Origin of the sequence: Pseudarthrobacter sp. SL88 (assembly GCF_026672455.1) — a bacterium.
Classification (GTDB): Bacteria; Actinomycetota; Actinomycetes; order Actinomycetales; family Micrococcaceae; genus Arthrobacter.
Map to the genome: position 1 here is coordinate 2,552,900 of NZ_JAPPRD010000001.1, position 25,931 is coordinate 2,578,830.

The following is a 25,931-nucleotide window of genomic DNA, read 5'->3' on the forward strand; positions in this document are numbered from 1 at the left end:
GCAGGATCCTGCCTTCCCCCATTACAGCGCCGGCAAAGCTTTAGCACAATGGGAATCTTCTCAATCGACGATGTAGCAATAACTAATGCGTAAACTGATCGGATGGAGATCCACCAGCTTGAAATCCTGCGCGAACTCGGAGCCCTCGGCAGCGTCAAGGCAGTGGCCGATACCCTCATGGTCACCCCCTCCGCTGTTTCCCAGCACTTGGCCCTCCTGCAGCGGTCCGTGGATGTTCCGCTCACGCGCAAGGAGGGGCGGAACCTGGTGCTGACGGACGCAGGCCAGGTGCTCGCGGACGCCGGGGCCGCCGTCGTCAGCGCCATGGCGGACGCCCGGGCGGCGATCGGCAGCTACCACGGCTCGAGCGGCGGCCGCGTCACCGTCAGCGGCTTCCACAGCGCCGGCCAGGCCGTGTTCGCCACTTTGGCCCGGATCCTGGAGGGCCCGGGGCAACCCCGGCTCGAGCTGTCCGATGAGGACGTGGCGCAGCAGGACTTTCCCGCGCTCACCGCCCGGTATGACCTCGTGCTGGCCCACCGGATGGACCACAGTCCGGGCTGGCCAACGGAACGGGTGACGGTGGTGCCGCTGCTGCACGAACCCCTGGACGTGGCCCTGCCCGCCGCGCATCCGCTCGCCGGGAAGGCAGCGGTCACAGCGGACGACGTCGGAGGCGAGGCCTGGGTGACCAGCCACGCCGGATACTCCCCCGCCGACGTCCTGTCCGCCGTCGCGGCCGTGTCCAGCCGGGAACCGACCATCGTGCACCGCATCAACGACTACTCCACCGTCGCCGCACTGGTGGCAGCCGGCGGCGTGATCGGGCTGCTCCCCCGGTACACCGCCGGCCCCGTCCTGCACCCGGACATCGTGCTGCGGCCGCTGAAGGGAATCAGCACCCGGCGGCGGATAGATCTGCTGGCGCGCCCGGAAAACCTGAAGCGCCGATCGGTGATGACGGTCTGCGAGGCGCTGCAGGACATCATGGCAGGGCTGGTGAAGCAGGGCTGACAGGTACAGGGCTGACAGCGGCAGGGGCGCGGATCAGGCGCCGGAGCCTGATGGGTTTGCCTGGCCCTGCCCGTGCGCCTTGCCGTTTCCATTTCCGTTTCCGTTCCCATTCCCACCGTGCCCGCGTCCGTGGCCGCGGCCCAGGCCCGGACCCGGGTGGTCTCCGCCGCCCCCGGTGATCCGCTGGGCAGTTGCGGTGCCGCCGTCCCGGACGCCCGCAACCCGGACCACGTCACCGGTGGCGATGTCCGCGATGGTGCCGTTCCTGGTGACCCTGGTGTCCGAGTTGACCGTGTAGGCCTGGGTGAAGCCGTCCCCGCTCCTGACGGTGATCGACGTGCTGCTGACGGCCTCCACCGTGCCGCGCTGCCCAAGCACTGTCTGGAAGGTCCCGTCCGCCTTTTTTACGACGCTCTCGCCGTGCTGGAACTGGGGGCGCTGGGACGTGTCCGGTGTGGCTCCGCGGCCTTCGTGGCCCGGCGTTGACGGTGAGGCGGACGGGGAAGGAGACGGCGTGGCTGAGGGCGGCCCTGCGGACCAGGCCAGCGCTGCGCCGGCCCCGCTGAGCGCCACCACAACGGCCCCCGCCAGGAGTGCCTTCCGAGTCCTCAGGGTCTTCGGTCCCATGTCCGCCACTTCCTTCAGCCGGCCTGCCGCCCGGCAGGCCCCGACGGCTCCAGTGTAGGACCGTGGCGCGACAGTGGGTACGGGTATTTTCCAACGGCCCCGAGTGGGTCCTTAAAGCCCAACTGGGTCGCAGTAGATGTCGTTCTGACGGTTCAAAACGACATTAACTGCGACCCAGTTGGGGGGTGGGAGCTACTGCGCGGTGACGCCCAGTTTCTCCAGGATGAGCTCGCGGACACGGCCGGCGTCGGCCTGGCCGCGGGTGGCCTTCATGACGCCGCCAACGATCGCGCCGATGGCCTGCACCTTGCCGCCGCGGATCTTGTCCGCGACGTCGGGCTGCGCGGCGAGTGCAGCGTCGATGGCTTCCAGGAGGGGTCCGTCGTCGGACACGACGGCGAGGCCGCGCTTCTCGACGATCTCCGCCGGGGTGCCTTCGCCGGCGAGGACGCCGTCCAGCACCTGGGCTGCCATCTTGTTGTTGATCTTGCCGGCTTCCACCATCTGCGCGAGTTCCACGATGGTGGCGGGCTGGACGCCGAGCTGGCCGGGGTCGACGTCGGCTGCCTTGGCACGGCCCACGATCTCACCCATCCACCATTTGCGGGCCACAGAGGCGCTGGCACCGGCAGCGATGGTCTCCTCGATCTCGTCCAGGACCCCGGCGTTCACCACGTCGCGGAATTCGAGGTCCGAGTAGCCCCAGTCGGCCTTCAGGCGCTTGCGGCGCTCCGCCGGCGGCTCGGGCAGGGTGGCGCGCAGCTCCTCCACCCATTCGCGGGAGGCCACCATGGGAACCAGGTCCGGCTCGGGGAAGTAGCGGTAGTCGTCAGCGTCGGACTTGGCACGGCCGGAGGTGGTGGTGCGCGTGTCCTCGTGCCAGTGGCGGGTCTCCTGGATGACCGGTTCGCCCGAGTCAAGGACGGCTGCGTGGCGCTGGATCTCGTAGCGGACGGCGTGTTCGACGGCGCGCAGCGAGTTCACGTTCTTGGTTTCGGAGCGGATGCCGAACCGTTCGCGGCCGTGCGGGCGGAGCGAGACGTTGGCGTCGCAGCGGACGTTGCCGCGTTCCATCTTGGCGTCGGAGACCCCGAGGTTCTTGACGATCTCGCGGACGGCCGCCACGTAGGCCTTGGCCAGTTCCGGCGCACGGGATCCGGCGCCCTCGATCGGCTTGGTGACGATTTCCACCAGCGGAACACCGGCACGGTTGTAGTCCACCAGGGAGAAGTCTGCGCCCTGGATCCTGCCGGTGGCGCCGCCCATGTGGGTCAGCTTGCCGGCGTCCTCTTCCATGTGGGCGCGTTCGATTTCCACGCGGAACACGGTGCCGTCCTCGAGTTCGACGTCAAGGTACCCGTCGTAGGCGATGGGCTCGTCGTACTGCGAGGTCTGGAAGTTCTTGGGGGTGTCCGGGTAGAAGTACTGCTTCCTGGCGAAGCGGCAGGTCTCGGCGATCTTGCAGTTCAGCGCCAGGCCGATCTTGATCGACGATTCGATGGCCGTCTTGTTGACCACCGGCAGGACGCCGGGCATGCCCAGGTCCACCTCGTTGACGTTGGTGTTGGGCTCATCGCCGAAGACATTGGGCGCGGAGGAGAACATCTTGGTCTTGGTGTTGAGTTCAACGTGGACCTCAAACCCCAGGACGGGATCGTACTTCTCCATGGCTTCTTCGAAGCTCAGGATGGTGTCGGTGCTCATTATTTAGCCTCCTGGGTTTCGAGGGTGCCGGACGTGGCGAGTTCGGGGGCCTGCGCGAGCAGCGGTCCGCCCCACTTTTCCTCTAGCAGAGCTTCCAGCACGGCGCCCACGCGGTAAAGCCGGGCGTCTTCCCGTGCGGGGGCGAGCAACTGGATACCGACGGGCAGCCCGTCCTCGTCCGCGAGGCCGCCCGGGAGGGACAGGCCGGGGACGCCGGCGAGGTTGGCCGGGATGGTGGCGACGTCGTTGAGGTACATGGCCAGCGGATCGTCCAGCTTTTCACCGAGCCGGAAGGCGGTGGTGGGTGCCGTGGGCGAGATGAGGACATCGGCCTTGGCGAAGGCGGCGTCGAAGTCGCGCTGCACGAGGGTGCGGACTTTCTGCGCGGAGCCGTAGTACGCGTCATAGTAGCCCGCGGACAGGGCGTAGGTGCCCAGGATGATGCGGCGCTTCACTTCGTCGCCGAAGCCTGCGGCGCGGGTGGCACCCATAACGCGTTCGATCGTCATGGGCCCCTCTTCGGGGAGCACGCGCAGGCCGTAGCGGACGCCGTCGAACTTGGCCAGGTTGGAGGAGGCCTCGGACGGCATGATCAGGTAGTAGGCACCGAGCGCGTACTGGAAGTTGGGGCAGGAGACCTCGACGATTTCCGCGCCGGCTTCCTTGAGCAGCTCCAGGGATTCGTTGAAGCGGTTTTCGACGCCGGCCTGGTAGCCCTCGCCGTGCAGCTCCTTGATGATGCCGATCCGCAGGCCTTCGACGTTGCCGGTCTTGGCGGCGGCGACGAGATCGGCCAGCGGCTCGGGCAGCGAGGTGGAGTCGCGGGGATCATGGCCGCCGATGACCTGGTGCAGGAGTGCGGAGTCCAGCACGGTCCGGGTGACCGGCCCGATCTGGTCCAGCGAGGAGGCCATGGCGATGGCGCCGTAGCGGGAGACGCTGCCGTAGGTGGGCTTGACGCCCACGGTGCCGGTGACGGCGCCGGGCTGGCGGATGGACCCGCCGGTGTCGGTGCCCAGGGCCAGCGGGGCTTCGAAGGCGGCGACGGCGGCCGCGGAACCGCCGCCGGAGCCGCCGGGGATCCGGTCCAGGTCCCAGGGGTTGCGGGTGGGTCCGTAGGCCGAGTGCTCGGTGGAGGACCCCATGGCGAACTCGTCAAGGTTGGTCTTGCCCAGGATGGGCATCTTCGCGGCACGCAGCCGTTCCACGACGGTGGCGTCGTAGGGGCTGTGCCAGCCCTCAAGGATTTTCGAGCCGGCCGTGGTGGGCTGGCCGACCGTGACGATCAGGTCCTTGACGGCAATGGGGACGCCGGCCAGGTAGTGCAGCGCCTCGGCTTCCGCACCGCCGGCGGCGCGGATGGCGTCAACTTCGGCGGCGACGGCGAGCGCTTCCTCCGCGTTGACGTGCAGGAAGGCGTTGACGCCGCGTTCCCCGCCGTCCACTGTGGCGATCCGGTCCAGGTGGGCCTGGGTGGCTTCGACGGCGGTGACCTCACCGGCGCGGAGCTTCTCGGCGAGAGCTGCTGCGGACAGGCGGATCAGGCCCGCGGCAGTGGTGTTCTGTTCAGTCATGGTTTATGCCTCATCCAGGATTGCCGGGACCTTGAATCGGTTGTCGTCCGAGTCCGGAGCCCCGGACAGTGCCTGCTTGGCGCTGAACGTGTGCCCCACTACGTCCTCGCGGAAGACGTTGGTCAGTGGAATGGGGTGCGAGGTGGCCGGGACGTCGTCTCCGGCGGCTTCACTGACGGACTTGACCGAATCAACGATGACGGCGAGTTCTCCGGCCATCCTGTCCAGCTCTTGGGCACTCATCTCGATGTGAGCGAGCCGCGCGAGGTGCGCAACATCGTCACGGTTGATCGCAGCCATGGATCTCCCCTGCAAAGTTCGGATTGGTTTCCGATCCATTCTAGTGGGGAAACGCAGATGCCCGTCTGACGGCCCCCAGCGGGCGTCAGACGGGCACCGTTCGCTGCCGTTGGCCGGCCCCGGAGGGCGAGCCGCAGGCAGCAACAGACTAACCGATCCCGATGGCTCCGGTCAGCATGCCGATTCCCAGCATGACCAGGGACACCACGGCGGCGCGCCACAGGACCTTCTTGTGGTGGTCACCGAGGTCCACCTTGGCGAGGGACACCAGCAGCAGGATGGCCGGGACCAGCGGGCTCTGCATGTGGAACGGCTGGCCGGTGATGGAGGCCCGGGCCATCTCGGCGGCGCCGATGCCGTAGTGCGCGGCTGTCTCGCTCAGGACCGGCAGGACGCCGAAGTAGAAGGCGTCGTTGCTCATGAAGAACGTCATGGGGATGCTGAGCAGGCCGGTGATGACTGCCATGAGCGGGCCCATGCTGGACGGGATGATCTGGACGAGCCAGGCGGACATGGCTTCCACCATGCCGGTGCCGGTCAGCACGCCGGTGAGGACGGACGCTGCCATGACCATGCTGACCACGGCCACGATCGAGGAGGAGTGTGCCACGAGCTGGGCGCCCTGGTCCTTGACCTTCGGGAAGTTGACCAGCAGGGCAATGGCGGAGCCCACCATGAAGACGTAGGGCAGCGGCACGAGGTCGGCGATCAGCATGGCCATGACGGCCACGGTCAGGCCCAGGTTGAACCAGAACAGCTTGGGGCGCAGCGTGCTGCGGTTGGGGTCCAGTGCGGTGTCCGCCATGGCGGCGTCGTGGTCGTCCACGGGCGTCTCGGTGCGTTCGAGCACGGCCACGGAACCGCCTGCGGGGGCTGCTCCGCCGGGGGTGTTGCCGTTGTGCCCACGGCCTGCGCCGGAACCGGCGGCCGGGCCGGCGGGAGCACCGCCGTCGAACTCTGCTGCGGTATCGGGCACGCCCCAGATTTCGGGTTGGGTGCTGCGGAGGCGGTTGCGCTCCTGCAGGCCAAGGATCCAGGCGAAGACGAGGACCACAACGATGCCGCCGATCAGCGACGGAATCATGGGCACGAAGACATCGTTGACGTCGATCTTCAGTGCGGTGGCGGCGCGGGCCGTGGGACCGCCCCAGGGGACGATGTTCATGGTGCCGTTGGCGAGGCCGGCGACGCAGGTGAGGACCACGGGGCTCATCTTCAGGCGCAGGTAGATCGGCAGCATGGCCGCGGTAGTGAGGATGAAGGTGGTGGAACCGTCACCGTCCAGGGAGACAGCGGCAGCGAGCAGGGCGGTGCCCAGGACCACCTTGGCGGGGTCGTTGCCCAGTTTGCGGAGGATGAACTTCACCAGCGGGTCGAACAGTCCGACGTCGATCATCAGGCCGAAGTAGATGATGGCGAACATCAGCAGGGCTGCGGTGGACGTCATGGACTTCATCGAGTCCAGGACCATGTCTCCGATGCCCAGGCCGGCACCTGCGAAAAGGCCAAAAACGGTGGGGACGATGATCAGCGCCAGCACTGGCGTCAACTTCTTCGTCATGATCAGCACCATGAACACCGCGATCATGGCGAATCCAAGTATTACCAGCACAGCCGGCTCCTTCTTGTGAACGGCACCACAGCGTTGTGATGCGTGCTACAGACTGTAGGGTGGCGGACGTCACGGCCGTGCCTTTGGCTCAATTGATTGGCATACTGCTTATTGGGAGCATTTTGCTCATTGTGCTCACGCGGTATCCGCACTAACGACGCCGCGCAGATGACGCCGTACCCAGGAAGCCGTCCGGCCCATGCCAGTCAAGGAGGATCATGCAGCGCTCCGTGCCGCGCCCGCCGCTGCGGTTCTCCACCCAGACGCTCCTGTTGCAGCTGGGCGTAGTGCTTTTGGTGGTTCTGCTCAGCGCCGCCGTCCATACCTGGCTCACCTATGACCGGGTGGGCAGCGAAGCGGAAAACCAGGCCCTGACGCTGGCACGCACAGTCGCGTCGGACCCCGAGGTGCGTGCCGACGTGCTGGCCATCAGCGGTGAAGAAGGGACTCCCCCGGCGTCTGAGCTGGCGTCCGGTCCCCTGCAGGTTTCCGCCGAAGCGGCGCGCACCCGGACCGGGGCGTTGTTCGTGGTGATCACCGACGAAGAGGGCATCCGCCTGGCCCACCCGGACCCCCAGCGGCTCGGCGAAAAAGTCAGCACCGATCCGTCCGAGGCACTGTCGGGGCAGGAAGTCACCACCCGCAACACCGGAACGCTGGGAGCATCGGCGGGAGCGAAGGTCCCGGTCTATGCCGCGGACAACTCCACCGTGGTGGGCGAGGTCAGCGTCGGCTACTCGATGGAGACGGTGGCCCAGAGCGTGGCCCGGGACATCGGCCCCGTGGCGCTGACCGCCGCCGGCGCCCTGCTGGCCGGAATCCTGGGCTCGTTCCTGCTGCGCCGCCGGCTGCAGCGGCTCACGCTGGGGCTGGAACCGGAAGAGATCAGCACGCTGGTCCACGATCAGGTGGCAGTGCTCCAGGGCGTGGACGACGGGGTCATCGGCGTCTCGGCCGACGGCCGGGTGAGCGTCTTCAACGCCGCGGCGCAGCGCATGCTCGGGTTGCCGGACCTGGCCGGCACGCGCTGGGAGGACGCCCCGGTGCCGGACCAGCTGACTTCCCTGACCAGCCCGGACCGGCCGGCCGCCGATGCCGTGGAGCTGGTGGCCGGCGGGCGGGTGCTGGTGGCCAATGCCCGCAAGGCCCTGCACGGGCGGGAGGACCTTGGCTGGGTGGTGATGCTCAGGGACCGCACCGAACTGCAGGAACTCACCCGGCAGCTGGACGCCGTGGGCACCATGTCCACCGCGCTCCGCGCCCAGCGCCACGAATTCGCCAACCAGCTCCACACGCTGGCGGGGTTCATGAGCATCGGGCAGCACCGGCAAGCACGGGACTACCTCGCCACCCTGGCCGCCACCGGGCCGCTGAAGTTCCCCGTGGAGCAGGCCGAGCTGCTCCAGGACCCCTACCTGCAGGCCTTCGTGGGCGCCAAGGGCGTGGAGGCCGACGAACGGGGCGTGTCGCTGCGGATCGGTCCGGAAACCCTGGTCCGGGGCCAGGTGACCGAGGCCCAGGACGTCACCACCGTGCTGGGCAACCTGATCGACAACGCGGTAAACGCCGCCGTGGCCGGTGCCGCAGCGGAAAAATGGGTGGAGCTTGAGGTGCTGGACGAACCGGGCGACGACGGCGGCACGCTGCACGTCGTGGTCGCGGACTCAGGTGACGGGCTGGCCGGGGGAACGGACACTGAGGCGGTGTTCGCCGAAGGATTCACCACCGCCACGGGCGCGCTGAACAGAAACAACCGTAACGGCGGCGGGCAGGGCTTCGGGCTGGCCCTCGCCCGGCAACTGGCGCGCCGCCGCGGCGGGGACGTCACGGTGCTGGACCGCGGCAGCAGCGGCGGGCCAGGCGCGGTGTTCATGGCCACCCTGCCGCACACCACCGCGGGCGCCGCCGCCCAGACTTCCGATGAAGGAAAGGACCAGAATGGCTGACGACTTCCGGGTGCTGATCGTGGATGATGACTTCCACGTCGCCAAACTGCATGCCGCCTACGTGGACTCGGTGGCCGGGTTCCTGGCGCTGGCCCCCGTTGGGTCGGCGTCGCTGGCATTGCAGGCCATCCACAGCCTCCGGCCAGACCTGGTGTTGCTGGATGTCTACCTGCCGGATGCTTCCGGGCTGGACCTGCTGCAGCAACTGGACGTGGACACCGTGATGCTCAGCGCAGCGTCAGACACCGCATCCGTCCGGGTGGCCTTCCGCCGCGGCGCCCTGGGTTACCTGCTGAAGCCGTTCACGGCAGATGCGTTGTCACAGCAGCTCCGGTCCTACGCCAGGTACCGGCGGCTAATGGCCCAGCCGGGGGCCCTGGACCAGGAGTCCCTGGAACGGGCCAAGAGATCGCTCATCCCCGGGGACGTCACGCCGTCGGCCAAACCACGCTCCGCCACCGAGGCTGCGGTGCTGGATTCGCTGGAACCGGGCCAGCAGTACTCCGCCGCGGAGGTCGCGGCGCGGGTGGGCGTTTCGCGGGCCACGGCGCAACGGTATCTGTCATCGCTGGCGGACGATGGCGCCGTCGACATCCAGCTCCGGTACGGGACCACCGGCAGGCCGGAGCACCGCTACGGCCTGCCGGTGGCCTAGCTGGACCGGGAAACACTTGCCGCCGGTCCGGCAACAAAGGCAGCTTAGGCGCTCTTCTGGGCCACCAGTTCGATTTCGACCAGCATCTTGGGGTCGAGGAACGGCAGCACGTGCACCAGGGACAGGGTGGGGCGGATTTCGCCGAAGACCTCGCCGTGGGCACGGCCGGCGTCCTCCCACTGGCTGATGTCCGTCAGGTAGAGCTTTGACTGGACCACGTCCCCGTAGCCGAACCCGGCGTCCGCGAGGACATCGCCCAGTTTCTGCAGGATGAACTGCGTCTGGGTGTAGAAGTCTTCGCCCACGATCCCGTTCTCGCCGCTTGCCGCGGTGGCCGAGATGTACAGGGTGTTGTCCACCTGGACGGCGCGGGAGTAGCCGAGGGACTGTTCCCAGACGGAACCGGTGCCGTAGGTTTTGCGCATAGCGGGGCCTTTCAACAATGGAATGCGGGTCGGCACCACTGTAGGGCGGCTACAGGTCCAGCCGGTAAACCAGCAGCTTTATGTCGGTTCCGGGCACGAGCCAGTCGCGTTCGGGGACCCGGCGGAAGCCCGTGGTGCGGTAGAGGCCGTGGGCGCTTTCCCAGGTCTGGCCAGTGGTGAGGGCTACGGCGTTGATGCCGGGAAGGGACCGGGCGTGCTCGATGATGGCCTCCACCATGGCCCGGCCGGCGCCGCTGCGCTGCACGGCAGGGTCCACCACCAGCATCCGGAATTCGAGCTCATCCTGCAGTGCGATGTCCGCATACGGCTCGCCGGCCAGCGCCAGGGTTACCGATCCCACCACCGCTCCCCCGCGTTCGGCGACCCAGATGGTGGCCTGGCCGGCGCGGTCCGCCACGTCCTGGACCTTGACCATGTAGGGGTGCGCGGCGTCCTCGAAGTAGCCGGCGGCCAGGTAGGAATCGCGGGTGATGCGGGCAACGGCGTCGTAATCCGATTCGACGGCGGTGCGGATGGTTATCTGCGGATGCACCCGTCAATGGTAGTGCTGCCGGGCGCGCCGGCGGACGGAAACAGCGTTTTCCGTGATTGAACTATCACTCTTCGGTTGCGCCGGAACCGGGCGTCCTGGTCAGAGCGGGAACCTGCCCGATAGCTCCAGCCCGGCAGCACAGGTCCAGGCGTCCAGCCGTTCCTGGTCTGAAGGGCCGCCGTCCAGCGGACTGGTGAGCCGCGGACGCCGCACCCAGCACCCGGCTTCCTCGGCGATGAGGGCGCCGGCCGAGAAGTCGTGCTCGTTCAGGCCCCGTTCGCCATAAGCGTCGTGCGTCCCGTCGGCCACCATGCACAGGTCCAGCGCCGCCGAGCCGAGCCGGCGGACGTCGGCGAAGCCGTCGGCCAGTTCGGCGAACTGGGCGGCCTGCTGGGACCGGACCGCGGGGTCGTAGCTGAAGCCTGTGGCCAGGATCTGACCCGTCCGGCCCGGCACCGGACCGTCCAGCCGGGTGGTCCGGCCGCCTTCCTCCAGCCAGGCGCCGGCGCCGCGGGCAGCGTAGTAGACGCGGCCCAGGGCGGGGGCGTTGACGACGCCGGCCAGCCAGGCGCCGTCGGCATCAGCCACTGCCACGGAGGTGGCGTAGTAGACGATGTTCCGGATGAAGTTGGTGGTGCCGTCCAGCGGGTCGATGGACCAGCGGTAGCCGGTGGGGTTCGCGGGGCGCGTGGTCCCGTGCTCTTCACCGGTGATGCTGTCCCCCGGGCGGGCGGCCGTGATGACCTCCCGCACGGCGTTCTCCGCCGCCAGGTCGAAGGCGGTGACCCAGTCGCCGGCTGCCCCCTTGTTGCTGACGCCCAGCGCTTCGCCGTTCCGTCCCGAGAGGACCCGGGCACCGGCCCGGGCTGCCTCCTTCGCGACGTCCAGGAATTCCTCCGGCCCGGTCATGCCTTCTCCTCCACTGCTGCTGCCTTCTCTTCTTCCAACGCGGCGCTCTCCTCCGAGGTGTCTTCGACGTCCGTTTCCGCGGCGTCCCCCACCGCGGCCGGGCCGCCGTCGAGCAGCAGCCGGAATCCGTCCTCGTCCAGCACGCGGATCCCCAGCTGTTCCGCTTTGTCCAGCTTGGTGCCGGCGCTTTCGCCGGCCACCACGTAACTCGTGTTCTTTGAGACGGACCCGGAGGCTTTGCCGCCGCGGACCAGGATGGCTTCCTTGGCTTCGTCCCGGCTGAAGTTGGGCAGCGAGCCGGTCACCACCACGGTGAGCCCTTCCAGGGTGCGCGGCGTAGACTCGTCCCGCTCATCCTCCATCCGGACGCCTGCGGCAGCCCACCGGTCCACGATCTCGCGGTGCCAGTCCTCGGTGAACCATTCCTTCAACGCGGCAGCGATAGTGGGCCCCACCCCGTCGACGTGGGCCAGTTCCTCCTCGGAAGCTGCCCGGATCCCGTCCATGGTGCCGAAGGCCTGGGCGAGTGCACGCGAGGCGCGGGGACCCACGTGCCGGATGGACAACGCCACCAGCACCCGCCACAGCGGTTGGCTCTTGGCCTTGTCCAGTTCCTTAAACAGCTTCTCCGTGCTGGCAGTGGGTTTCGACGGGGACTTTGCCGTGCCCTTGCTGTAGAAGTAGGGCACCAGCTCGTACTCGCCGGTGGGAATCCCCTTGGACCGCTTCTCGCGCCGGATCTTCACGTCGGCGAGGTCTTCCCGAGTGAGGTCAAACAGTGCGGCCTCCGATGTCAGCGGCGGCACGTCCGGCTCGGCGGGCTGCGTCAGCGCAATCGCGGCTTCCCAGCCCAGCGCCTCAATGTCGAACCCGCCCCGTCCGGCGAGGTGGAAGACCCGCTCGCGGAGCTGGGACGGGCAGGACTTCCCGTTGGGGCAGCGGATGTCCACGTCCCCTTCCTTGGCCGGTGCCAGCGGCGTGCCGCAGGCCGGGCACTCGGTGGGCATCACGAAGTCGCGTACGGGCGGATCCTGCTGGTCGCGCAGGGCCAGGACCGGCCCCACGATTTCGGGGATGACGTCGCCTGCCTTGCGGAGGACCACGATGTCGCCGATCTTCACGCCCTTGGCCTTGACCACGTCCTGGTTGTGCAGGGTGGCCATTTCCACCGTGGAGCCGGCCACCTTGACCGGTTCCATCATGCCGAAGGGGGTCACCCTGCCGGTGCGGCCCACGTTGACCTGGATGTCGAGGAGCTTGGTGTGCACTTCCTCCGGCGGGTATTTGTAGGCCACCGCCCAGCGCGGCACCCGGGTGGTGTAGCCCAGGGCACGCTGGGTGGCGAAGTCGTCCACCTTGATGACTATGCCGTCGATTTCGTGGAGGAGTTTGTGGCGCTGCTCACCGTACTTGCTGATGAACCCCAGCACGTCGGCGCGGGCCTCCAGTACTTCGAAGTAGGGGCTGACAGGCAGGCCCCATTCCTTGAGCAGGGCGTAGGTCCCGGACTGGCTGCGGGCCTCAAGTCCTTCACGGGCGCCGATGCCGTGGACGAACATCTTCAGCGGCCGCTTGGCGGTTTCCGCCGGGTCCTTCTGCCGGAGCGAGCCTGCCGCGGCGTTACGTGGGTTGGCCAGCGGGGCCTTGCCCGCTTCGATCAGTGCCTCGTTGAATTCTGCAAACGCCTTGGAGGGGATGAACACCTCGCCGCGGACTTCCACTTCGGCCGGATAGCCTTCCCCGCGCAGCTGCTGCGGGATTTCCTTGATGGTGAGGACGTTGTGGGTGATGTCCTCACCCGTGGTGCCGTCGCCGCGGGTGGCAGCGCGGACCAGTTTCCCGTCGCGGTAGAGCAGGTTGACTGCGAGCCCGTCGATCTTGAGTTCGGTCAGCCAGGCGGCCCTGGCGGTGCCGTCCCCCAGCTTGGCGATGCTGGCTTCGGCCCGGTTGAGCCAGGCCTCAAGCTCCTCGATCGAGAAGACGTCCTCGAGGCTGTACATCCGCTGCAGGTGTTCGACGGCGGCAAAGGCCGCGGAGGCTTCCCCGCCCACTTCCTGGGTGGGCGAGTCGTTGGCCACCAGCTCCGGATGCAGCGCCTCGATCTCTTCCAGGCGGCGGAACAGGGTGTCGAACTCGGCGTCGGACACCAGGGGTGCGTCGTCCTGGTAGTACGCGAACCGGTACTTCCTGATGAGGTCCGACAGCTTCTCGTATTCCTCCCGGATGGCATCGGACGGGGTGCTTTCACGTCCGTTCTGCGCGGCGGTCCCGGTGGCGGTCTGTTCTGCGGTGCCTTCTCCTGTGCTCACAGACCTATCTTGCCCTACCGGTACGACAGCCAGCCGTGTCAGTGCATGCGCGGGCGGTTCCTGATCCACCAGGCGAACGCACCGCCGCCGGTGCCCACCAGCAGGACGCCCGCGGCCACCGCGGGAAGGTCGGGGCCGCCGCGGCCGGACATCTCCGCACGGGACACGGCAGCGGCCTGGGTTGCCCTGGCGGAGGTGGTCACCGGCGTGTCCCAGCCGGAGTCCGACGACGGCGCCGCGGTTGTGGGGGCGGCGCCGCCCGGGCTGGGGGCTGCCACGGACGGGTCTGGCGATGTTTCCGGGTTCGTGCCGTGGGTTGCCGGGCCAACTGTTGCGGTGGGGCTGCTGGTTGCCGGCGGCACAGCGGGACCTGTGGACGTGGGGGCAGCCGACGTCGGCAGGACCGGCTGCGGCGCGGGAGAGGACGGTGTTGGTGGGCCCGGCCGGTCGGCCGGCTTCGTCCTGGTGGGCCTGACGGGCTCGGTGGCAGGGCTGGTTGGTTCCAGGCTGCATTCGTCCCCGCAGCCGGGTGCGGTGGTGGCAGTCGCCGATCCTGTGGGTTCAGGCGGGTCGGCCACGGGGGCGCCTCCGGCGGGGAGGCTTATCGAGGCGGCCAGGACAGCTGCGGACGCCGTGGCGAGGACAGCGCGGTGCGCCGGAGAAGAGGGGGGCATTGTTACCTTTCAGGGCCCGCAGTCCCCCGCTGCGGCTATCTGGTGCCTTTCCAGTCTTCTATAACGCGCCGAAGGGCCGCAAATCCATCGATTGTGCGGCCCTCCCGTGGTATGGGCTTCAGTCCCGGTTTTCCGGCGGCAGAGCCACCTGGATTTTCCGGGCCTTTCCGCGGCCCACAATGTACCCGCGGCCGGGGATGAATTCGGGGCTGACCCGCCCCAGCGACGTGTTCAGCAGGCTGTCGCCCTCAATGTCACCGGGGTTGAGCAGCAGGCCCCGGCGGCCGGACTTGAACGGCTGGGCGAGCTGCCAGGCCGAGGACCAGGTGGACGACTCGGACTCGCCGACCACCCACTGATCAGCCTTGATGGAGGCCGTGACCAGCTGCGCCATGCCGGATTCGGCCATGGTGTCGGTGAACTCCGTCAGGCCCTCGATGAAGATGGCCAGCCGTCCCGGGTTGCCGGAGGAATGCTCCACGAGGTCCTCCACCATTTCGGCGAGGTCGTCCGGACCCACCACCGAGCGGTTCCACAGCGGCAGTGAAGCAACCGCGGAACGGCGGGCGCCGATGTAGATCAGTTCCACCTGCGGGTTGGAGCGGCGGAGGGCGTAGGCAAGGGTGACCAACGCCACCGTCCGGCCGGCGCCCGGAGGGCCGCCCACCAGCAGCGGTCCGCGGGCCATGATCTCGGCGGGCTGGAGTGTTTCGTCATCGACGCCGATGACCGGCAGTTCCGGGCTGCCGGCGGGAAGGACGTCCAGGTCCACCTGGTCCGGGAGCTGCTCAATGCCGGGGGCAGTGTCCAGCCCCTGGCGGAGCATCGCTTCGCTGAGCTTGTGGACTTCGCGCGCCTGCAGCGCCAGGTTTGAGTTCCCGCCCAGCACGGCAAGCTGGACTTCCAGCCCGTCCAGCAGCCCGCGCCCCGGCGGAGACGTGGCGCCGAGGACGTCCCGGGGAACGTCCATCGAGATGTAATCGTCCTCGGAGGACATGCGCAGCACCAGGCGCCGCTGGATGGAGGCAAGCAGCGATGCCGGGACGGCGTTGGGACGGTCGCCGGAGACCACCAGGTGGATTCCGAGGGTGCGGCCGTCGGTGGCCAGCTGGAGGAAGATGTCCCACAGCCCGGACAGGCGGCTGTGTTCGTAGGCTTCGCGGAACGCGGACATGCCGTCCACCAGGACGAAGATCCGCTTTTCGTCCGGCCGGTTGGCCAGCCTGCGGTACTCGACAATGGTGGACGCCCGGACCTCGGCGAAGCGGGCGGAACGCTGTTCGGCGATGTCCCGCAGCAGGCGCAAAAGCCGCCCCACGCGTTCGACGTCGTCGCCGTTGATGACTTCACCCACGTGCGGCAGCTCTTCGAGCATCCGCAGGCCTGACGAGCCGCAGTCGATGCCGTACACGTGCACAGGGCCGCCGCGGGGCGTCACCGCCGCGGCGATGGCAATACCGCGCAGCGCGGCGGACTTGCCCGAGCCGCCCGTGCCGTAGATGGCCATGTTGCCGTCCCGGTCCGGTTCGTAGAACACGGTGGGCTGGTCCTGCCGGACGGGGTCGTCGGCCACACCAAGGAGCAGTTGCTCGTCCGCACGGGGGTTGGGCAGCTTGGAGAAATCGTAGGTCTTGGCAAGCTCGTCCAGCCACGGCTTGCGGGGCGGGTCGATGGCAAGGACGTCCGCCGCCCGCACAATGTTGGCTGTCATCCGGGCAATGTCGTTGGGCCCTGCGGGTTCGGCCGCTGCAGGCTTTTCCGGCGCGGGCGCCTCCCAGCTTGAGCCCGAGCCGAAGGCCATCTCCACAATGTCGATCTGCGGCCGCTGCGGTTTCTCCGTGGTCCAGCCGCCGGCGTAACCGGTCTGGAAACCCTGGATCCTGCCCGGGCCGGTCTTCGCGGCTCCGCGGCCCGGAATCCCCGGATCGAAATACGCCGCGTCCGGGACGCCCAGGATATCCGTGGCGTCATCCTCGTCTGCCATGCGCAGCGCCACGCGCAGGTTGGTATTGGCGCGCAGGCTGTCCTTGATGACGCCGGCCGGGCGCTGGGTGGCCAGGATGAGGTGCAGGCCCAGCGACCGTCCGCGGGCAGCCACATCCACCACGCCGTCCACGAACTCGGGAACTTCGTTGGCGAGCGCCGCGAATTCGTCCACGATGATGATGAGGTAGGGCGGCGCGTCGGGATCGGCTTCGCGCTGCAGGGCCAGCAGGTCCTTCGCTTTTTTCCGGTTCAGCAGCTGCTCGCGGTAGTGGAGTTCCGCGCGCAGCGATGTCAGTGCCCGCCGCACCAGGTGCGGGGACAGGTCGGTGACCAGGCCGACGGTGTGCGGCAGGTTGATGCAGTCGGCGAACGCAGCACCGCCCTTGTAGTCCACGAACAGGAAGCTGACCCGGTCCGGGCTGTAGGCGGATGCCATGCCCATCACCCAGGACTGCAGGAACTCTGACTTGCCGGCACCGGTGGTACCGCCCACCAGGGCGTGCGGCCCTTCGTTCTTCAGGTCCAGGTACAGCGGTTCGATGCCCTTGGACCCCACCAGCGCCCGGAGCGTGCCGTTGTCCTTGCGGTTGGCCACTGCAGAGGAGTGTACGGAGTTGTTCTCCGACCATCGCTCGGCCACGGCCTGCGGGTTGTCCAGGAAGTCTTTGCCGATCAGCGTGGCGTAGGAAACGGCGCGCGGCAGGTCGGAGTCATCGTTGACGGGCTTGCCCACGTCGACCACCGGCGCGAGCATGCGGGCCAGCTGGCCGGCCAGCTCGGCGTCGACGCTTTCGCAGCTCACCGGGTAGGTGTGCCGGCCCAGGCGGACCTGGCCGGTGGTGGTGCCGTGGTCGCCGTCCACCACCATGAAGTCCCGGCAGGCAGCCGGGAGTGCCTGGATGTCGGTGGCCACCCACATGACGTGTACGCCCGAGTCCGGTCCCCGTTCGGCGAGCCGGGTGAGGCGCCCGCGGTCCACCGGCGCGTCGTCCTCCACGATCAGCAGCACCGTGGGCAGCACGGGTGCTTCGAGTTCGTGCTTGGCGGGGTCCATCTCCTGGCGCAGCTCGGGTGCCTGCCGCTTTACTGCGGCCTCCCGCGCGTCGAGCAGGTCTTCAAGCCGGGCCAGCAGCGATGAGCCGCCGGCGGACCCTGCGGCGAGATGGTCTCCGGACAGTGGGCTGTGGCCGGAGCCGACGTGCGGCAGCCACTGCAGCCAGTCCCAGCGCTCCCGGGACTGTGCCGAGGTGATGGCCGTGAGGACCACTTCGGCGGGCGAGTGGAGGCCTACCAGCTGCAGGACGATTCCGCGGGCCACGTCATCCACCAGGCCGCGGGCGCCGGCGATGCCCAGGGACCCGGAGGTGCGCAGCTGCGAGACGATGGGGACGCCTTCGATCTCCCGGAACTGTTTCAGGCAGTCCTGGATTTCGCGGGCGTACTGCACCTCGGTGTCGTTGTTGGACGGTTCTTCGAGCCGGACCCGGGACGGTGCGGTGCCCAGCCCGAACCGCAGCCCCAGGAAGGTTTTGTGTTCGGGGCGGTGCGTCCACAGCAGCGGGCCGAGCTTATAGATCGCGTCCACGGTGTCGCTGACGGACGGTGCTTCCTGCAGCCGGACGGCACGCTCTACCTTCTGCAGTTCGGTGATGTCCTCCCGGAAGGCGGCCATCGACGCGCGGAAGTGCTTGTGGCCCTCCTTCTGCTGCTTCCTGTTGCGCATCTTCTGGTCCACGTAGTGGCCGATGATGAACAGCGGCATCATCATCATGAAGATCACCGAAAGCGGGTTGCGGGTGACCGCGAAGATGACCCCGCCCATCATCAGGGGCGCAATCAGCATGATGTAGGGGAACGGGTGGTCCTCCGGCCGCTTGGGCCCGGACGGGACCACGCGCTTGGGTTCCTCGAACCGCGGAACCACCCGGGGCGAACGGTTGAAGTCCACAAGGGGCGACGTCGGTGCTGCCGCCCGGTTGTGGCCCAGCGGCACCACCGTGACGGTGGTGTCGCCCAGGGTGACGGTGTCGGACGAGTTGAGCCGGGCCCGGGTCACCGGCAGGCCATCCATGAGCAGGCCGTTGGCGGAGTTGGTGTCAACGATTTCGATGCCCTCGGCCACCGTGATGCGGGCATGCCGCTTGGAGGTCAGGGGGTCGGTGAGCCGGATGTCCACGTCGCGGTCCCGGCCGATGTAGCTGGTGCCGGTGGGCAGCGAAAATTCCTTGCCGACGTCGGGCCCGGACAGCACGCGCAGGGTGGCGGCGGCGGGACCGCGTCCGGCGCCGGCCTCGTGGAACTGGTCGCTGACCTGGGCCAGCGAGACCACCGAGCCTGGCCGCAGGCCGGACTCCAGGAGGTTGTCTTCGCGTGCCAGGACGTTGCCGCTGATGCCGCCGCCAACGAAGGCTTCGTCGATGCGCAGGGACAGGTTGTCCGGTGCGGGGCGTCCCTTTCGGTCCGGGTCCGCAGCCCACAGGACGGTGGCAATGTCCGCCACGGTGGCCAGGCCGTCCACGGTGACTGCCAGGTCCTTGGTTTCCGCCGGGTCCCGGCGGAGTGTCAGCCGGATCCTCATCCTTCGTCCACGCCCCTCATCTTTTCCAGCAGGTACAGGTCATCCGGGGTCACCAGGTGGGAGGTAACGGCGTGCTCCACGAGGCGGGCGCGCCGGTTGGTGGCGAGCTTGCCGCCACCGCCGCGCAGGCCCACCACGCCCACGCGGTCGAGTTTGTCGCAGACGTTGTCGAGTTTGCGGTTGAACCTGGTCAACGCCCAGCCAAGGGTCTTCGCGGCGGCAGCCGACGACGGGATGGCGCTGAAGCCGGTTCCCTCGCGCCGCAGCATGGGCTCCGCCAGTGCCACGATCAGTGCTTTCTGGGAGTCGGTGAACACCACCGGGCCGATGGTGGTGTCGCCGCTGCTGTCACCGTCCCTGGCTTCCTGCCGGAAGGACGGGGTCTTCAGGTGGACGGCGAACTCGTAGGTGGTGGGCCCGGCCGTAAAAATGATGTTGGTGTGGCTGAAGACCAGCGGGATCCGGGCACCCGGCGCCAGCCAGGCCTGCATCCCGCCGGACGCGTCAGCGACCGTGGCGGACAGCATGCCGCCCACGTTGCTGAGCCACCAGATGCCGTCGTAGCGGGCAACCTGCAGGAACTGCCGGTGCAGGTACGGATTGTCGTCCACTTCAAGATCGCCCTCGCGGCCGATGTTGAAGACGTCCTCATCCGAGGGCTCGTACCATTCACCACAGAAATCTATTGCTAGATCCCCCATATTCTGTGCCTCCTCAAGAGCGAAAGTGTTAATGCGGCCGGCGTGCTTGCCGGCACAACGGACTGGCAGGCACGCGTGCCTGCCAGTCATGAGCCGGTGCAGGCGATGGAACCCTGTTCCAGCGGGGAGAACGCGCCGTCGGTGCGGACGATCATTACCTGGACGCAGGTCTGCCCCGAGGGGTTTGCCTTGACCTGGACCGGCGGCTGCGCCACTGACTGGAACTCGCCGCCGCCGCCGATGGTGTAGACGCGCCATTTGTAGCTGTCGCCGTCCTTGGGCTGCGGGTTCTTCCAGGTGAACGCCACGTTGCCGTCACTGCCGGCGGCCCCGGCCAGCCCTTCGACGTCGGGGACGGTTCCGTTATCCAGGGCGTCCGCGGGCGGCTTGGATACCTGCTGGGTTTCCACCGCCTTGGGCGTCCCGCCGCCGGCGTTGGCCGCCACGATGCCCACCACCGCAGCAAGGGCCAGGATGGTGCCGCCGGCGATGGCGAGCCACAGGTTCCGCTTGCCGTGGTCCTGCTCCGGCGCTTCCTCTGGCCCTTCGGCCGGCCGGTCACTTGCCGCGGGCCGGTGGACGGTGGCGTCGGCGGAGCTGGTGTGTGCGCCCTCGGCGCCGTGGACCGTCGCCCCGTAGTTGGGCCGGGTGCCGCCGCTGCCGCGCAGGACGGTGGACTGGGACCATTCGTGCGGGCCGTCGCCGTCCGTTGCCTCCTTGCCGAAGATGCTCCCGGGAACGCGGGCCTGCGTCGCCGCGTTGCGTCCTTCCGCCGTGGCGGGCGGCCAGGTTCCGGCGGCGGGGGCGGTAAAGCGCGACGGCGGCGCGCCGGTTTGGCTGCCCGGCCCCGCCGTGGTGTTTCCGGTGCCGGTGGTCGAGGCGCCTCCTGCCCCGGAGCCCGGAGCCTGGGGCCACGTGCGCGCCGGGAAGGTGGGGGCGCTGCCGGTCCGTTCCGGGTCGATCGACGCGATGCTCCGGACCCGGGTCTCCTCGGTGCCCTCGTCCGGGTGGTTCTCTTCCTGCTGCGGTTCCTCGAGGACCTCGAAGGGGGTGACGGAGAGGTTCAGTTCCGCCTGGATGCGCTGCAGGGCAAGGGCGAACGCGTGCGCGGAGGAATACCGTGACTGGGGCGACTTGGCCATGGCGGTGGCCAGGGCAAGCTCCAGGGATTCGGGCACATCCGCACGGCCCAGGCGCGGCAGCGCGGTGTTGCTGATGCGGTTGATCAGTTCGCGCTGGGAGTTGTCCGCACCAGGCATCACGAACGGCGAGCGGCCGGCCAGGAGTGTGTAGAGCGTGGCACCGAGAGCCCAGACGTCCACCATGATGCCGTCCACGCTTCCGTCGCGGAACTGTTCGGGCGGGGACCACGGGATGGACATGCCGGAGTCGTCGTCGCTGTCACCGGCGAGGGTGCCGGAAATGCCGAAGTCGGTCAGCGCCGGGCGGTTGTAGTCCGTCACCAGGATGTTGGCGGGCTTGATGTCGCGGTGGGCAATGCCTGCCCGGTGGGCCGTTTCGACGGCGGAGGCCACCTGGATGCCGACTGCGAGCACCTCGTCCACGCTGAACCGCTGGCGGCGGTAGCGCACGTCCAGGCTGGGCCGGGAGCAGTACTCCATCGCCAGGTACGAGTGCCCGTCATCCGTCACCTCCGCTTCGAAGATGGTGACGATGTAGGGGTGGGAGGACAGCTGGGCCATCAGGTTGGCCTCGGACTCGAAGCGGCGGCGGGCGCCCTCGGTCTTCAGGTCCGAGAGCAGCACCTTGACGGCCACTTTGCGGCGCGGCCTGTCCTGCTCGTAGAGGTAGACGTCCGAGAACCCGCCGGAACCGAGCAGGCTGATGTAAGTGAACCCCGGGATGCGGGGCGGCGGCGCTACGGGCCGTTTGGAACTCAAGGAATCTCCTCAAAACGCAGCGAGATGTTGTCGCCCAACTCGGCGATGTCACCGTCCAGGAGGATGGCCATCTCGTTCTGGGCCAGGCGCCGCGGGGGCTGCCCCTGCCGCACCAGGACTGTGCCGTTGGTTGCCTTGAGGTCGCACAGCATGACGTGCCAGCCTTCCAGCCGGACCTCCACGTGGGACCTCGAGATGTCGCCGCCGGGGCTGGGCACCTGGACCAGGCGCGGCATGCCGCCGCCCTGGACCCGGGAGACTGATGGCTGCCGGCCGATCACCAGGGACTGGTCAAGGTCCAGCAGTTCTCCGGTGGACAGGCGCATCCGGCCCAGGCGGGGGCGGCCCACCTGCACGGCGTCCTGGGGCAGGGACGCCCCGCACTCTGTGCAGGCCGAGCGGATGGGCGGGTTGGCATGGCCCTGCGGGCACACCCGGGCCAACACCAGCGGACCGCTGGCCGGAGCTGAGCCGTCCGTGTCCGGGCCGCCTGAAGGGGCAGGTGCCGGCTGCGCGGTGGGGAGGCTGCTTTTCATGACTGTCTGGCCGTCATGGTCATCGTCGAAGTCGGTGGCCGACGGCCCTGCCCCGGGTGCCGCCGGGTAGCTGTTCGGTTGTGCTGTTCCCACCTGCGGTGCCGGCGTGGGCGCTCCGAAAGCCGGTGGTTCTGCCGGCGGCGTCCCGTTCGAAACCGGTGCCGCGGTGAATGGCTCCGGGGCAGGTGCTTGCGCGTTCCCCGCTCCCCCGGTCCGCCAGGGCACTGACTCGATGAGCAGGCCGGAGGCTGGCTTGGGTGCCGCGGCTGGAGGAGGACCTGCTGCCTCCTGGCCTGCCGGTGCCTCGACTCCGTTGTGCGGCAGCGGAGGCTCCGGGGCCCGCTGGTCAGCAGCGTCCGCGTCGGCTTCGATGGCAGCCTGCGGGGCCTCGGCTTCGATGGCCGGCACGGACCCGTGGTCCTCTTCGGCCGGTTCCTCGCGGACCGCAGCGTCTTCGATGTTCCGCATGACCGTCCGCTCCCACAGGTGGTCATAGGAACTGGTCAGGTCGATGGCCGCAGGCAGGTCAGCTGCCCCGGGAACTGCCGCTTCGGCATCACGGTCCGCGCCGTCCATGTCCAGCCCGGTGGCTTCGGGTTCCGGGCCGCCGGTTTCACCGGAGGCGTTGTCCGCTGCGCCCTCTTCGACGGAGCCATTCGCGCCAGAATCGATGTCTGCGGGATCCTTTTCGGCAGGATCATTGTCAGCGGCACCGGCTTCGCCCGTACCGGCATGCTGCGCGCCACCGTGATCGGCGAATTCGCCGTCCTCGTCAAGGACGGCGTACACGGTCTCGACGGAAACCTCCGGGAGGACTTCAGCGGTCCCGGACGAATCGACGGCAACAGCTTCCGCCGGAGTGTCCGCAACGGCAGAATCGGCGGCAGTGTCCGCGTCGGTCTCAGGCGCCTGGACCGTTGCAGCACCGTCAGCACCAGCGGCGGGGACGCCTCCACCGTCCAGAAGGGCAGCGGCACTCGGAGCTTCCAACGCGCCCTGCCCGGCATCAGCGCCCAGGCGGATGGCCTGCAGCAGCACCATGCCCTCCCCCAGCCGGAGCTCTGGCTGGCCGGTTTCGCCTGCGCCCGGGATCATCAGGGTGCAGGCGCCCGGAACGGCAAAACTGCGCTCGCTCCAGGTGGTGACGTCGCGGCCGTTCAGCTCCGCAGGTCCGTCCGGTGTTTCGACAGAGAGTTCCAGGCCGCCCCGAAGGAACACCCGCAGCGGTCCGGTGAAGTCCAGGATGGCGAAGGGCGGAATGCGGGACAGGTTTCCGCCGGCGCTGCCGGTGATGGCCTGCAGGACTTCATAGACTTCGGTTTTCCCGGCAATGAGGTTCCACACGGAATCGGCGAGGGCCGGCGGCGTATCTGGTCCGAGGATGACCGCCGTGTGGGAGCGGACGATGCCCAGCCAGGTGCCGGGGATGTAGCTGGTGCCGGTCATCGCGGGACCTCCGTACCGTCGTCGGGATCCTGGCCTGCAGCGTGTTCCTGCCCCGCAGGGTCTTGCTGTGCTGCGTTGCCCTCCTGTTGGGGAAGAGGCTGGGTTGTGGCCTGCACGGCTTGTCCGCGGGGCAGCGTTACCTCGTCTTCAGCGGACGGATCACGCCGCGGAGCGGTGGTGGCTGCGCCGGCGTCGTTCAGGACGTTGCGGGCGTCCACCACTATCACGGTGATGTTGTCCCGGCCGCCGCTGCGCAGCGCGGCCTGGATCAGGGCGTCGACGGCGTCCTGGGGGTGGCCGGCAGTGCTGAGGATGCGGTGGATGTGCTCGTCGGTGAGTTCGGAGGTGAGGCCGTCAGAGCAGACCATCACCCGGTCCCCTTCCTCCACCGGAAGCAGCCAGTAGTCCGCCTCGGTTTCGTCCCCGGTGCCCAGCGCCCTGGTGACCACATGGCGGCGGGGATGCACCGTGGCCTGCTGGGGCGTGATTTCGCCGGCGTCCACGAGTTCCTGGACTTCCGAGTGGTCCACGCTGATCTGTTCGAACCGGCCCTGGCTGAGGCGGTAGGTACGGGAGTCGCCGATGTTCATGACCAGCCAGTACGGCATGCCCATCTGCTCCACCACCACCGCACCGGTCAGCGTGGTTCCCGCCCGGGCACCCGTGGCTTCCCTGATGGAGTTGTCGGCGCGCAGGAGGTACTGCTGCAGGACCGCGGCCGTGACGCTCCGGTCCCCCGTGGACAGCTGCGGAATCGCTGCCAGGGTCCTGACGCAGATGCCGCTGGCAATCTCGCCGGCCTCGTGGCCGCCCATGCCGTCGGCAACGGCGAAGACCGGATCCGACGCGATGAAGGAATCCTCATTCAGCTCGCGGCGGAGTCCCCGGTCCGTTCCGTAGCCGCAGTTGAGGCTCAGGCCCGGGCCCGGCTGCGTGGTGGAGGGAACACTGGCGGGCTGTTGGTTCATGCCTGTCCTAGGTAAAAGGTCCGGTCGCCAAAGTGGACGCTGGAACCGGGGGAAACGAAAGTCGGGACACCTGCTGCAAGAGGCGTACGGAGTCCGTCGGGCGTGGTCACGGCGCTGCCGTTGGTGGAGTTCCGGTCGGTCACCCAGATGCCCGCACCGTCAGTCAGGACGTGCAGGTGGGTCTTCGAGATGGACCGTCCGGGGTCGTCGACGGCGAGGAGCTGGGCATGCTGTTCGCCTGCGGAGCCCACGGGGTTGCGGCCCACCAGGACGCTGCGGTCAAGCTGGAAGTCGCGGCCGTCGTCGAGCCTGATCCGCAGCACGGCGACGGGCGCCGGGCCGGCAGTGCCGGGACGCACCTGGGTGCGTTCGACGTCGTCGTCCACGTGCGTCTGCCCCGGAGGCTGCTGGCCGGCGAACTGCTGTCCCGTGCCCTGCTGCCCGGCCCGCCATGCTGCCGATGGTGCAGGAGCGGCGTCCGGCGCCGGACTGCCCGGCGGTGCAAAGGACGCGGGCGAGGTGTAGGACACGGTCGGTGCGGGGACGGTCCGGCCGGCGGGCTGGATTGCCGGTGCCGGATGGGGCTGGACCGGCGCTGGGGCGACGGCAGGTGCTGCAGCCGGTGTTTGGGGGGCGATGACCTGGGGCGCGCGGGCCCCCGCGACGGGCGAGAGCACCTGCTGGACGGGCGGCAGGTCCAGCGGCGCGAAGCTGTACGGGCCCTGGATGCCGCCCGTGGTGATCGGATCACGGCCCGCCTTGACGTCGAAAACGAGCGTCTTGGCGGCATCGTCATGCCAGCCGCGCAGGCGCCCGCCTTTGTCCCAGGTATTGGAAACCACTACCAAAACGGCCCAAAAGGCCGCCACCAGGAGCAGCGGCCCCAGGATGAAGAAGGCGGCGTCGAACCATTTGAAGACCACCACCAGGACGGCTCCAATGAGTGTCAGCAGGACGCCGGCACCGGTCAGCAGGCCGCGCACGAACACCCCGCCGGCGCCAGGCGCGTAGCCGTCATTGTCGGTGCTGCGGATCCCCATCAGGAGGTTGCCGGGCGTTTTGCCCGTCCGCGCTTCCAGGCCTGTCAGCACGGCTGAGTAAACCAGGGTGATGCCCAGTCCAATGCCGCCGAACAGCACCAGGGACGCGGTGTCGTAAATAATGAAGCCGCCGCTGCGGGTGCGGGTGATCCCTGCGAAGCCAATGGCGAACGTCACCACCAAGACCGCCAGCGGGAACAGCCAGTCCACTACGGCAGCCCCGAGCCGCTTGCCCGCAGTTGCCGGGACAAGCTGAAGGTTTCCTGCCATTCCTGTTCCTCCCCCTGGCGCAGCGGCCGCCCCTGCCGGACCCGTCCTGCTCCCCTGTACCGCTGCCGCGTTCGCGATGCCCGCGGCAGAAAGTGCCTGGGGCATTTGTACTACCGGGATAGTACCGGGAATCGGCGGCCGGTGCGCGGCAACTGGCGCCGCCCGGACGTCTGTCCCCTGGTACGGCGCGGTGCCGGCGCCGG

At 68.6% G+C, this 25,931-nt stretch carries 19 protein-coding genes; 3 read left to right on the forward strand and 16 right to left on the reverse strand.

The window, feature by feature from the left end; genetic code table 11:
- Positions 1-102: 102 nt before the first annotated feature.
- On the forward strand, positions 103-1,014 hold the full coding sequence (locus tag OVA06_RS11670) for a LysR family transcriptional regulator (protein WP_056083587.1): 912 nt from the start codon (positions 103-105) through the stop codon (positions 1,012-1,014).
- A 33-nt stretch (positions 1,015-1,047) separates the two neighbouring features.
- Here the strand turns inward: OVA06_RS11670 and OVA06_RS11675 are convergent, their stop codons facing one another.
- The 5 genes from OVA06_RS11675 to OVA06_RS11695 all read right to left on the reverse strand — a co-directional run bounded on the left by OVA06_RS11675 (position 1,048) and on the right by OVA06_RS11695 (position 6,831).
- A complete protein-coding gene (locus OVA06_RS11675; protein WP_268158421.1) occupies positions 1,048-1,641 on the reverse strand; it encodes a DUF5666 domain-containing protein in 594 nt (197 codons plus the stop codon).
- Positions 1,642-1,833: 192 nt separating this feature from the next.
- The gene (gatB, locus tag OVA06_RS11680) at positions 1,834-3,345 is read right to left on the reverse strand and encodes an Asp-tRNA(Asn)/Glu-tRNA(Gln) amidotransferase subunit GatB (RefSeq protein ID WP_056083590.1); all 1,512 of its coding nucleotides are present in this window, start codon (positions 3,343-3,345) and stop codon (positions 1,834-1,836) included.
- A complete protein-coding gene (gene gatA / locus OVA06_RS11685; RefSeq protein ID WP_056083593.1) occupies positions 3,345-4,919 on the reverse strand; it encodes an Asp-tRNA(Asn)/Glu-tRNA(Gln) amidotransferase subunit GatA in 1,575 nt (524 codons plus the stop codon). The genes gatB and gatA overlap by 1 nt, the downstream gene beginning before the upstream one ends.
- A gap of 3 nt (positions 4,920-4,922) precedes the next feature.
- On the reverse strand, positions 4,923-5,219 hold the full coding sequence (gene gatC / locus OVA06_RS11690) for an Asp-tRNA(Asn)/Glu-tRNA(Gln) amidotransferase subunit GatC (RefSeq protein ID WP_056083596.1): 297 nt from the start codon (positions 5,217-5,219) through the stop codon (positions 4,923-4,925).
- A gap of 148 nt (positions 5,220-5,367) precedes the next feature.
- A complete protein-coding gene (locus tag OVA06_RS11695) occupies positions 5,368-6,831 on the reverse strand; it encodes a CitMHS family transporter (protein ID WP_056083598.1) in 1,464 nt (487 codons plus the stop codon).
- 218 nt (positions 6,832-7,049) lie between these two features.
- On the opposite strand from OVA06_RS11695, the gene OVA06_RS11700 reads away from it, so the two are divergent.
- Together OVA06_RS11700 and OVA06_RS11705 are read left to right on the forward strand one after the other, a co-directional pair.
- Complete coding sequence (locus OVA06_RS11700) at positions 7,050-8,777, forward strand: sensor histidine kinase (RefSeq protein ID WP_268158425.1); 1,728 nt, start codon at positions 7,050-7,052, stop codon at positions 8,775-8,777.
- Entirely contained in the window at positions 8,770-9,432 is a 663-nt protein-coding gene (locus tag OVA06_RS11705) for a response regulator (protein WP_268158427.1), read from the forward strand. Before OVA06_RS11700 ends, OVA06_RS11705 begins: the two co-directional genes overlap by 8 nt.
- Positions 9,433-9,476: 44 nt before the next feature.
- Here the strand turns inward: OVA06_RS11705 and OVA06_RS11710 are convergent, their stop codons facing one another.
- From OVA06_RS11710 to OVA06_RS11760, 11 genes are all read right to left on the reverse strand, one after another.
- On the reverse strand, positions 9,477-9,857 hold the full coding sequence (locus OVA06_RS11710) for a RidA family protein (protein WP_056083604.1): 381 nt from the start codon (positions 9,855-9,857) through the stop codon (positions 9,477-9,479).
- A gap of 49 nt (positions 9,858-9,906) precedes the next feature.
- Positions 9,907-10,410: a GNAT family N-acetyltransferase gene (locus tag OVA06_RS11715; RefSeq protein WP_056083608.1), complete on the reverse strand. Its 504-nt coding sequence runs from the start codon at positions 10,408-10,410 to the stop codon at positions 9,907-9,909.
- Positions 10,411-10,509: 99 nt separating this feature from the next.
- On the reverse strand, positions 10,510-11,319 hold the full coding sequence (locus OVA06_RS11720; RefSeq protein ID WP_056083611.1) for an inositol monophosphatase family protein: 810 nt from the start codon (positions 11,317-11,319) through the stop codon (positions 10,510-10,512).
- On the reverse strand, positions 11,316-13,628 hold the full coding sequence (ligA, locus tag OVA06_RS11725) for an NAD-dependent DNA ligase LigA (protein ID WP_268158431.1): 2,313 nt from the start codon (positions 13,626-13,628) through the stop codon (positions 11,316-11,318). The genes OVA06_RS11720 and ligA overlap by 4 nt, the downstream gene beginning before the upstream one ends.
- A gap of 38 nt (positions 13,629-13,666) precedes the next feature.
- Positions 13,667-14,302: a hypothetical protein gene (locus OVA06_RS11730; RefSeq protein ID WP_268158433.1), complete on the reverse strand. Its 636-nt coding sequence runs from the start codon at positions 14,300-14,302 to the stop codon at positions 13,667-13,669.
- A 118-nt stretch (positions 14,303-14,420) separates the two neighbouring features.
- A complete protein-coding gene (locus OVA06_RS11735; protein ID WP_268158435.1) occupies positions 14,421-18,866 on the reverse strand; it encodes an FtsK/SpoIIIE domain-containing protein in 4,446 nt (1,481 codons plus the stop codon).
- On the reverse strand, positions 18,863-19,567 hold the full coding sequence (locus tag OVA06_RS11740) for a hypothetical protein (RefSeq protein WP_015936552.1): 705 nt from the start codon (positions 19,565-19,567) through the stop codon (positions 18,863-18,865). The genes OVA06_RS11735 and OVA06_RS11740 overlap by 4 nt, the downstream gene beginning before the upstream one ends.
- A gap of 86 nt (positions 19,568-19,653) precedes the next feature.
- Positions 19,654-21,468, reverse strand: a complete 1,815-nt coding sequence (locus tag OVA06_RS11745) for a serine/threonine-protein kinase (RefSeq protein WP_268158437.1) — start codon at positions 21,466-21,468, stop codon at positions 19,654-19,656.
- A complete protein-coding gene (locus tag OVA06_RS11750) occupies positions 21,465-23,450 on the reverse strand; it encodes an FHA domain-containing protein (protein ID WP_268158439.1) in 1,986 nt (661 codons plus the stop codon). The genes OVA06_RS11745 and OVA06_RS11750 overlap by 4 nt, the downstream gene beginning before the upstream one ends.
- Positions 23,447-24,418 carry a PP2C family protein-serine/threonine phosphatase gene (locus tag OVA06_RS11755; RefSeq protein ID WP_268158441.1) on the reverse strand — a complete coding sequence of 324 codons (972 nt, stop codon included), beginning with the start codon at positions 24,416-24,418 and terminating at the stop codon, positions 23,447-23,449. Before OVA06_RS11755 ends, OVA06_RS11750 begins: the two co-directional genes overlap by 4 nt.
- The gene (locus tag OVA06_RS11760) at positions 24,415-25,728 is read right to left on the reverse strand and encodes an RDD family protein (RefSeq protein WP_268158443.1); all 1,314 of its coding nucleotides are present in this window, start codon (positions 25,726-25,728) and stop codon (positions 24,415-24,417) included. Before OVA06_RS11760 ends, OVA06_RS11755 begins: the two co-directional genes overlap by 4 nt.
- Positions 25,729-25,931: the final 203 nt, after the last annotated feature.